This is a genomic window from Marisediminitalea sp., assembly GCF_984433645.1.
Genome location: NZ_CFIDRX010000167.1, coordinates 1 through 9471 on the forward strand (window position 1 = coordinate 1; position 9471 = coordinate 9471).

At 49.7% G+C, this 9471-nt stretch carries 7 protein-coding genes and 1 riboswitch; of the genes, 5 read left to right on the top strand and 2 right to left on the bottom strand.

Features of this window, described 5'->3' with window-relative positions; genetic code table 11:
* Positions 1 to 102: 102 nt before the first annotated feature.
* Positions 103 to 1563, bottom strand: coding sequence for a DUF3336 domain-containing protein (locus tag AC4MRN_RS16825; RefSeq protein ID WP_491203927.1), 1461 nt, complete (start codon positions 1561 to 1563; stop codon positions 103 to 105).
* A gap of 293 nt (positions 1564 to 1856) precedes the next feature.
* Between AC4MRN_RS16825 and AC4MRN_RS16830 the strand changes: the two genes are divergently transcribed.
* From AC4MRN_RS16830 to AC4MRN_RS16850, 5 genes are all read left to right on the top strand, one after another.
* On the top strand, positions 1857 to 3068 hold the full coding sequence (locus AC4MRN_RS16830) for a DUF445 domain-containing protein (protein ID WP_073322278.1): 1212 nt from the start codon (positions 1857 to 1859) through the stop codon (positions 3066 to 3068).
* Between the two features lie 5 nt (positions 3069 to 3073).
* The gene (locus tag AC4MRN_RS16835) at positions 3074 to 3739 is read left to right on the top strand and encodes a TetR/AcrR family transcriptional regulator (RefSeq protein ID WP_255053004.1); all 666 of its coding nucleotides are present in this window, start codon (positions 3074 to 3076) and stop codon (positions 3737 to 3739) included.
* A 5-nt stretch (positions 3740 to 3744) separates the two neighbouring features.
* Entirely contained in the window at positions 3745 to 5187 is a 1443-nt protein-coding gene (locus AC4MRN_RS16840; RefSeq protein ID WP_491203928.1) for a wax ester/triacylglycerol synthase domain-containing protein, read from the top strand.
* 44 nt (positions 5188 to 5231) lie between these two features.
* Positions 5232 to 6056 carry a putative RNA methyltransferase gene (locus tag AC4MRN_RS16845; protein WP_491203929.1) on the top strand — a complete coding sequence of 275 codons (825 nt, stop codon included), beginning with the start codon at positions 5232 to 5234 and terminating at the stop codon, positions 6054 to 6056.
* A gap of 294 nt (positions 6057 to 6350) precedes the next feature.
* A riboswitch (cyclic di-GMP riboswitch) is annotated at positions 6351 to 6437 on the top strand.
* Between the two features lie 79 nt (positions 6438 to 6516).
* Positions 6517 to 8625 carry a zinc-dependent metalloprotease family protein gene (locus AC4MRN_RS16850; protein ID WP_491203930.1) on the top strand — a complete coding sequence of 703 codons (2109 nt, stop codon included), beginning with the start codon at positions 6517 to 6519 and terminating at the stop codon, positions 8623 to 8625.
* 61 nt (positions 8626 to 8686) lie between these two features.
* Here the strand turns inward: AC4MRN_RS16850 and AC4MRN_RS16855 are convergent, their stop codons facing one another.
* Positions 8687 to 9403, bottom strand: coding sequence for a hypothetical protein (locus AC4MRN_RS16855; RefSeq protein ID WP_491203931.1), 717 nt, complete (start codon positions 9401 to 9403; stop codon positions 8687 to 8689).
* Positions 9404 to 9471 lie beyond the last annotated feature (68 nt).

A 9471-nucleotide genomic window follows, 5' to 3' on the forward strand; every position in this document is an offset into this window, starting at 1 on the left:
AAATCGTTGGTGGGTAGTACTACAGCGTGATGTAGAGCTTGCCCTCATTACGAGATAGTCTGAATGGTTGCGGGTCGCTTTACCCGCAACTGACTCCGAAAACTAAACCGGCTCGTGCTCAAACAGGCGGGCTTCGCGTTGCTTCAACGCTCTTAACTTGTTGCGTAGGGTTTCACTGATCAGCGTGTTGCGCCTGATTACATCAAGCTGAGGCCATGTCGCACGTTCGCCACTCTCAATAAGCGTTTTGATGCTATCCAGCGTCGGGTTAGCCACCACTTGCATCAGGTTACGGATTTGCTTGTCTGGCAGAATATTAATGTTGCCAACGTATTGCTGGTCGATCACTGAGCGAATTTTGTGAATGGCGAGCTTGCCGCCGCGGTTCGGCACCAACTGCTCCATAATGTCGAAAGCAAAAATACTGTTGGCTTTGGCCAACTGGCTAATATGCCTGAGGGTCATGCTGGTAAGGGTTTTCGCATGTGAGCGTGCACCGGTAAGAAACGGCACTGCCAGTGGATTAGTCTGGCTCACAATACTGTGGTTAACCCCGTACAAACGCGCAAGTTGCTGAAACGGCAAATCAGCCATAATGGAGCCATCGGCAAACCGGCGGTTGGGAATATAAGGAACAATGTCACCATCAGCCGTCTTGGCTTTCAGTTGCACTGGCGTGAACAACATGGGCACGGCGCAAGACGCGCGAACGGCCTGGGTAATTAATGCATTGGGTGATGTTTTGGCGTTTAACAATCGCGAATACTGGTGTAGATCGGCGGGTGATACGGTTACCGTAACGTGCCGTCCGGTTTTCGCATAGGCCTCTTCGAACGTCATTAAATCAAACAACGCGATCAGGGTATTTTCCAGTGCCCGACTGTCGAGCAGACTCTTATTGCCAAGGCCGCCCCATAAACGCCAGTTCTTGAAGTGTTCGTAAATGAACTCAGCACTCAGTGACTCCAGCAGTTCGTCGTGAGTTCGGGTTGCCAGCATGCCGCCAATGATTGAGCCTGCACTGGCGCCGGAGATGACTGAAGGTAGCAGGTTTTGTTCATTAAGCGACTTCACCACTCCACAGTGGAAAAAGCCTAACCCCGCACCGCCAGACAGCATCAGACAGCTGCGGCCATAGGCATGGGCCGTTTCTTCAAAAAATGTGAGCTTGTCGTAAAAGTCGACAACGTCCTCGTCGGCGGTATATATCTGCTCGAGGGCACTGACAACCTGGTCAATGAACTCCTGAATCAGGTGCTTGGTACCGATTTTACAGTGCGTGAGTAGCTCAGGATTGGCGATATTCCCCAGATTGCCATGCAGTCCTTCGTGCAGGATAGACATCAGGGCAGGGATATCGTGTTGGCTTTGTGCCAGCTTGATGCGCTGCACCCGTTTGCGAATTAACCGGTAGTCATAGTCCCGACAGGGATCTTTAGCTTTCCATTCATTGGCGCCCGACAAGGCGTCGTGCGCCAAACAGGCATCGCGGTACTCGGCGTAGCTGCTCGCTTGCTCGAGCGCTTTTTCGATATCCGAAAGTTGTGTAGAAAACAGAGACATACTTCCTCCCCGGCGTTGGGACTACCTGTTTACTGGCAGTGTAGGTAGCAAAATTAGAATCCGCTACCCAATATCAGTAAAACCCACTTATATTTGTAAAGTGTATGTGAATTTGTAACTTATAGCCACGAAAGCGCTAATTCGTTCAATTTAACTGCATTTTTACGCTTTTTTTGAACTAATCAGGGTTTACATGATTTATTTCATCTATAAATAAAGTTAAGTTGACCCATGCGTCAGCAGTCAGTAGCCTGAGTACGGCAAATACTAAAAACAAGATACGTAGCACCAACATGGACTGGAATTTACAAACATTGAGTTTGCTGTCTATCCCGCTTATCAGTGCGCTGGTGGGGTGGAGCACAAACTACCTGGCGGTAAAAATGATGTTTTACCCGCTGAAATTCGTCGGTATTCCGCCAGTTTTTGGCTGGCAGGGGCTAATTCCTGCCAAGCGAAAGCAAATGGCAGAAATCGAGGTAGAGTTGGTGTTAGGCAAGTTGCTGAGCGTAGAAGAGCTCGCCAACCGACTTGAACCTGAAGCCCTCACCAAAGCCATTGAACACCGGCTGCACCAGGTTGTACGCAAAATCGTAAACGAGGTTATGGAGTCTTCAGCACCCACGGTGTGGGCTGCGTTACCGGTGCAGGGCAAGAACCTGGTTTACCGCCGTATCGAAGACGACATTCCTTATGTGGTGTCGAAAATGGTCGAGGACTTCCAGCATAACGTCAATGAAATCCTCGATATTAAAGAACTGGTGGTTGAGCAGTTAGTTAACTCACCGGAGCTGATTAACGAAATCTTCCTGCGCTCGGGTGAAAAAGAATTTCCATTCATTGTTCAGTCTGGCTTTTATTTCGGCTTTTTGTTTGGTCTGCCAACCATGGCGCTTTGGTATTTCTATCAGGCGTGGTGGATCCTCCCGTTAGGCGGCTTGCTGGTAGGGTACGCGACTAACTGGATTGCAATTAAAATTATTTTCGAACCGAAACAGCCAATACGCTTTGCCGGTTTAACCATTCAGGGTATGTTCCTGAAACGGCAAACCGAGGTATCCCGGGTGTACGCCGATATCATCGAGCAAAAGCTCATTAACCCGAAAAACATCACCCATATGATCCTGCACGGTTCCGGGTCCGCCCAGCTATTGGAACTCATCGAGCTGCATGTTAACGACGCCATCGAACGCTATGTGGCCATTGCTCAGCCGTATTTCGCACTGGGCGTGGGTTCTGAGAATTACTTCAAAATGAAATCGATGGCCGTAAAACGCTTGTTCGAGGATTCAGACAAATATTTGTACTATGCTTTTGATTACGCAAACGAAGCGCTCAGAGTAGGGGACGATTTGTGTGAGCGTATGCAGGCGCTGAGCTCGGAAGAGTTTGAAGGTGTGCTCAGGCCGGCTTATCAGCAGGATGAATGGAAACTCATTGTTACCGGGGCGATTCTGGGCATGGCGGCTGGATTTGCGCAGTTGTACTTATTGATGTTGGGATAAACACCATGGCTGGGAAAACCGCAAAACGGGTTTTAGTCACCGCACTTGCGCTATTTAATGAACATGGCGAAAACAGTGTTACGTCTGTCGATATTGCAATGGAAATGGATATCAGCCCGGGCAACCTGTACTACCACTTCAAGGGCAAAGAGCTCATTGTGGATGCGCTTATTGAATGGCACAACACTGAAATGCAACAGTTGTTTCGCCCCGCCACCCTCGACAAAGTCACCGTTGAAGACTTTTTCTATTTTCTTGCCATTGTGATCGACAAGCTACAGGTGTTTCGTTTTCTATATCGCAGTCCGGCAGACATTGCCGAAAAATACCCTCGCGCCAAACGCCTGCATAAATCGTTAATTAAACAATTAGAAGCAGGCTTGTACAGTTTGCTGCAGCGATTTGCTGCACAGCAACAACTCGCTGCGACGTCTGCACAGCAACGCATGATGGTGGATTTAATCAGCATGATTTTGACCCAAAGCAGTCAATACGATGATTTGCGGGCAGTGAATGATCCTATATCACAGAAGTTTCATGCACTAAGTCTTATCATGACGGCACTACTGCCACGATTTGCATTGGATGAACAAACCCTCAGTCAGCTGCAAAGCGCCATAGAACACCATTCCATGGCAAACCTGACTGGTAACGATGTACTGGAGGGGTAAAGGATATGGCAAGAAAGCTGTCGTTTCTTGACAAGTCATTCTGGATCACGGAGTCACAGGCTAACCCAAAGCACGTAGCTTGTTTGCAATTACTGTCTATTCCGGAAGGGCAGGATCCGAAAACCTATGTGACTTCGCTGCACAAGGAAATGCAGGGCTTTGCCAGGGCGTGTCCGCCGTTTAATTGTCGGGTAAAAGCCATTGGTATCTGGCCGCTCGGCCTACAGCCCGTAAAACATATGCAAATGGATTACCACGTGCAGTGCCATCAGATTGAAAATATTGATGACAGAGAAGCACTGGACCGTTTTATTGCCCGTATGCATGAAACCCGTCTCGACCCACAGAAGCCACTATGGCAATACCATTTTCTGTATGATCCGACACATCACACCTTCGCCATTTATGCCAGGGTGCATCACTTGTATGGCGACGGTGCAACCCTGGTTCGTTGGTTTCAGGCGGGCTATCTGGATGAACCGCAAAGCACTGGCTTTACGCCTGTTTGGGCCATTAAGCGTTTGCGGCATACGCCGGTTAAGCAGTACAAGCGGATAAAGCGCATCTGGTTGGGTGTTTGGGAATTTCTCATGACTACGAAAGATGTGCTGGTGATCCTGTTGGGGCTGTTGCTTCGGCTACTGCGCATTAATCGTCACTATATGCCGGTACCGTTTTCAGGAACGCGAACCGTACTCACCGGTCAGGTGCAGGCGGGCAGGGCTGTTGCCACGTTTGACCTGGATTTTGGCCGAATACGATCACTGGCCAGACGCACCCGGGCATCGGCCAATGAAGTGTTACTGGCGGCATTTGATATTGGTGTTCACCGATTGTTGCAGGACCACGGTCATATTTTTAAGCAAGCGCTTTACACCAATATGCCCATTAACCTGCGTAAACCCGGTGAAAAAACCGGCGGGAACAAGATTGCCATTGTACCTGTGCAGTTAGCGCACGCCGAACACGACCCATACCTGAGATTACGGCAAATTATTTATCACCACCGGGTTGTGAAACACGCAGCGCAACGCGCCCGACCTGCCGCTTTTAGTGCTTATACCATTGGTATACAGGCAATCGCATTGGTCTTTGAGTGGCTGCGTATTTCTAACTGGGTACGTCCTATTGCGAATATTCTGATTTCTAACGTACCAGGTCCTACCCATGCTAAGTATTTCAAAGACAGTGAGTTGTTGGGGTGTTACCCCATCTCTACGATGACGCCTGGGGGCGGGGTGAACATCACATTAATGACCTATAACGGCACCGCCAATATTGGCATGGTGTGTTGCAACAAAACCATAAAGTCGCTGCAACCGCTTGCGCAATATTGTCAGGAAGCATTCGATATGCTCGAGGCCAGTATCGACGATCCGTCACTGAACATTGATGACATAGGGGAACACGTTGACGAAGTGCCACTTTCCATTGTTAGTGACACCTAGCCGCATTAGGGGTAGCATAGCGCCTTTTTGAATCGGAGCCGTCTATGTGGCACTGCCCCTTATGCCAGCACCCGCTATCTCAGCAAGGTAAAACCTGGCGTTGCGAACACCGCCATAGTTTTGATGAAGCCAAATCTGGCTATCTGAATCTGCTGCCGGTTCAACACAAAAATTCAAAACAGCCTGGCGACGATAAAATCATGCTGAATGCCCGTCGTTGCTTCCACGACGGCGAAGGCTATTTGCCGCTCATGCAGTCGATCTCCAGCCACATTATTCAACATACGCAATCTGCACGGTGGCCGGTATTTAACCTGTACGATGCAGGTTGTGGAGAAGGCAGTTATCTTGGTGTTATTCAGCACGCATTAAAAGCCGCAGATATTGAGGCAGTTGCCTGGGGAAGTGACATTGCTAAGCACGCGGTCGATATCGCGGCGAAGCGGTATAAAACCTGCCATTTTGCCGTTGCCAGCAGCACCCGATTGCCGGTTGCAGACCAGTCATTACAAACAGTACTGCAAGTATTTGCACCCGGTCATGCGGCGGAATATGCAAGGGTAATTGCTGAGGGCGGCCTGTGCATTATGGTCGACCCCGGTCCAAACCACTTGTGGGAAATAAAACAAGCCATCTACGACGCGCCCCGTCAACATGAAGACAAAGACGTGGTTATGCCTGGCTTTGATCTGGTGGCAAAAGACGTTCTATCTTTTCCCATAAACTTCAGCAACGCCGCTATGCGCCAGGCATTAATGGAAATGACCCCTTACTACTGGCGTTTACCCCAAGACAAGGCGCAGTCGCTGGTGGATGCTGACTTTGCCGTGACAGCCGATTTCGTTATTCGCGTATTCAAACGTCAATAACACAGTAAGCATCAAAAGCCAGTTACGCACCTGACGAAGCATTTTACTGAAAACGTCTTGTGTGGCTTTCTTTGATTTCCGGTCTCTGGTCTCCACGTCACCAGTCACTGCGTTGTTTTGAACTGCAGATTTAATTATTCATTGTTTATCAAGACAAATTAGATTCAGGCGCAATACGCCAGCGTGGTAATAGAGCCGATACATACCCGCCAAAAAGTATGCCTGCCGACACATCCCGATTGAACTACATACAGTGACAGTGATGCTCACCTGATACGCTGTTGGTGTGTGAATAACACAACTGGGCAAACCACGCGAAAGCGTGGGACGCAAAGTCACCGGTCTAAGGAGTGCATACTCTACGATAGCGGGATTGCTGGCCAGTTAGCATCAGGGACCCGTGCTCAGGCTAACTTTCCGTTCCAAATGACCTTGTTATATCTGTTTGGAGCAAGTAACAATGAAATTTTCTTCTCACTTAACACTCAGTGTTTTAGCAGGCTGTATGAGCGCGTTTGTTGCGACGGCCAGCTTCGCAAAGCCACTACCTCAACTTTCTGAAAACCTGCCGCCTCAGGCGCTAAAAGACGTACCGGAGGGCAAGTTGAAACAGGCGTTGATCGGCATGCCTCAGGCAGCCAGAGATCGTGCATTACGTCGTTTATCTGCACTGGGTATTCCCGCTGTTGATCAGCGTTTTATGAACGCTGATAACAGCGGAGAGCTGTTTTACGTGGAGGAAGGGCTGGTGGCAGACGCCGCGCTGGCGTCAAATGATGCACCAGCCACAGTGTTGCCTGACATTGACGTGCTTAAACTGCATTCTAACCCGCTTGCAGACAACACTATTTTCCTCGACTTCGACGGTGGTGCGTTCAGTGGCAGAGCGTGGGGAGCGGGAGCCTATTATGATACCCTGCCTTTCGATTTGGACGGCAACCCTACAAGTTTTAACGATACAGAGCGGGCCCGCATTCATGAAATATGGACGCGGATTGCCGACGATTTTGCCGCGTTCAATGTGAATGTAACAACTGAAGCGCCGGATGAGTTTGGTCCCAACACCGGCTGGTTATTGTTTACCAAGGATCGCGATAAAAACGGCAATGCCATGCCTAGTCAGGGCGCTGGGGGTGTGGCTTATATTGGTGTGTGGGGCAGAAGCAACTATACCTACTATCAGCCAGCGTTGGTGTACTACAACCAGTTGGGCGGCGGTGTGGCCACCTACATGGCCGAGGCCGGATCTCACGAGATGGGACACAACTTTGGACTGGCACACGATGGCACCTCCACGACCAGCTATTTTCGTGGCTTGGGAAGAGACAGCGATCCGTCGAGCTGGGCACCAATCATGGGCGTTGGCTACAACAAAAATGTGACCCAGTGGAGTAAAGGCGATTATCCGGACGCGAATCAACGCCAGGATGATATTGCAATTCTTCGCGCACAGTTGGGCGCCAGCGCAGATACCTCGGGAGCCATTGATAGCCCGGTTGCGCTGGTTATCGATGATGATGGAAATTTCAGTGCCACCAACCGGGAAATCGACCCGGGTAATGTCAGCAACCATAACAAGGGGAGTATTCAGGTAGCCGACACGGATTGGTTTCAGTTTACTGCCGGCACCGGCACATTATCCATTACAGCCACGCCTGCCTGGCATGCGTTCACCAGAACAGGGCGTCGGGGCAGTAACCTCGATATTGGCTTGCGTTTGTACGATGCCCAAGGCACATTGCTTGTAGAAAGCGCCGATAGTTATGAAACCAGCACGACATTATCAACGTCAGTGTCTGAAGGTCTGTATGTGCTGGAAGTGTATGGTTCGGACAGCCTGTATGCCACAGATTATGGCAGTCAGGGACACTACTATCTTGACGGGCAGATCACCGTGAGCGCAGCGGATACCATGCCACCAGACCCTAACCCAATGCAGTTTGCTGTTGAGCCGTATTCTTCAAGTGCAACCGAGATAGCCATGGAGTCGGTGGTTGCAACCGATGACCGCGGTGGCGTGGTTTCCTATCTATTCAGCTGTACCTATGGTGACGTGGGATGTGAGAACAGTGAGTGGCAGACTGAGACTGCGTTTACTGCAAGCGGTTTATCACCATCAAGCGAGTATTGCTTTACGGTAAGCGCGCGGGATCTTGCTGGTAATGTTACCGAGGCTTCTGCTGAGATGTGCACCATCACCCAAGACTTGCCGCCTGAAACAACCGTGCCAGAAGCGCCGGGTGAACTTGTGGTCACTGACGGACAGGATGGAACGGCATTGCTCAGCTGGATAGATTACAGCGACGACGAAACCAGCTTTGAAATTGAACGGGAAAAGCAGTTCAACGTGAGCCGTTTCAGAGCCACCACCATCGTTGCAACGTTGGGAGAAAATACGCAAGCGTATGTTGATGCCAGCGGAAAGGGGACTTATCGCTATCGCGTTCGCGCATTGAACAGCGCGGGAAGTTCAGACTGGACCGCATGGAGTGACGAGGTTGTAGTTACCAACGACAATGACAACAATAACGGACTCAAGCCTTGTCGTGGCAACAAATGTATCTTTTAGTTTTTTGTCAGGCATGAAACGATGAATGCGGTGGGCAATTCGCTCACCGCCTCAATTTGCTTTACACAAAGGGTATAAATAGCCCTGTGATTGACACATAAATCCCCGCAATGATAACTAATTCAATCCCCTTTTTATCATCAGGGTCATTGGCCATCAGAAATACGTGAATACAGTAGGCAATAAAATAGGCGGTAGCAACGTAGCGAATAAGATGCGGTATTTGGATAAAAAAATACCCGGCTGGCAGAAGGTAAAATATGTAGGACACGAGTGGTGATACGAGCGCCTTTCTAAGCAGTTTGATTAGCCACCCGGAACGACTCTCCGGGCTGTGCTTATTGTCCTGACCATCATCAGTGCTCGTAGCATTGGAGGGTGGTGACGGTTCAAGCGTTTTCGCTGGCGCCTGGATGCTGTTTTCAACCTGGGCCAATTCACTGAGGACGAACGCATAAAACGCCTGGAATACGTCGCTCGCGTAATCACTTGCATAGCAGACTTCAGAAAACTCATAGCGGGCTTGTTTTATGGCAGAAAGTAAATTCTTCAGGTAAACGGTGGAGTCACTTGAAATTTCTGCTTTGGGAATGTATTTGCTGAGCAGCAAATACAGTGCGTTATTAATTGCCATTCCCTCGTCGGCATTGCCTTCCCGCTCAAGCAGCGATTGCTGGTGTCTGGCACTGAGTGCCAGTTTCCAGAAATCCTGAGAAAAGGCTGTTTCGGGTAACGGATACGCTTTAATCACGCTGTCCAGAGTGAGTTCACTGTTCATGATTCAGTATGAAGCCGCGGTCTTTTTTAACGCAATCAACGCATTCACATATCCCTGTGCCGTCAAAT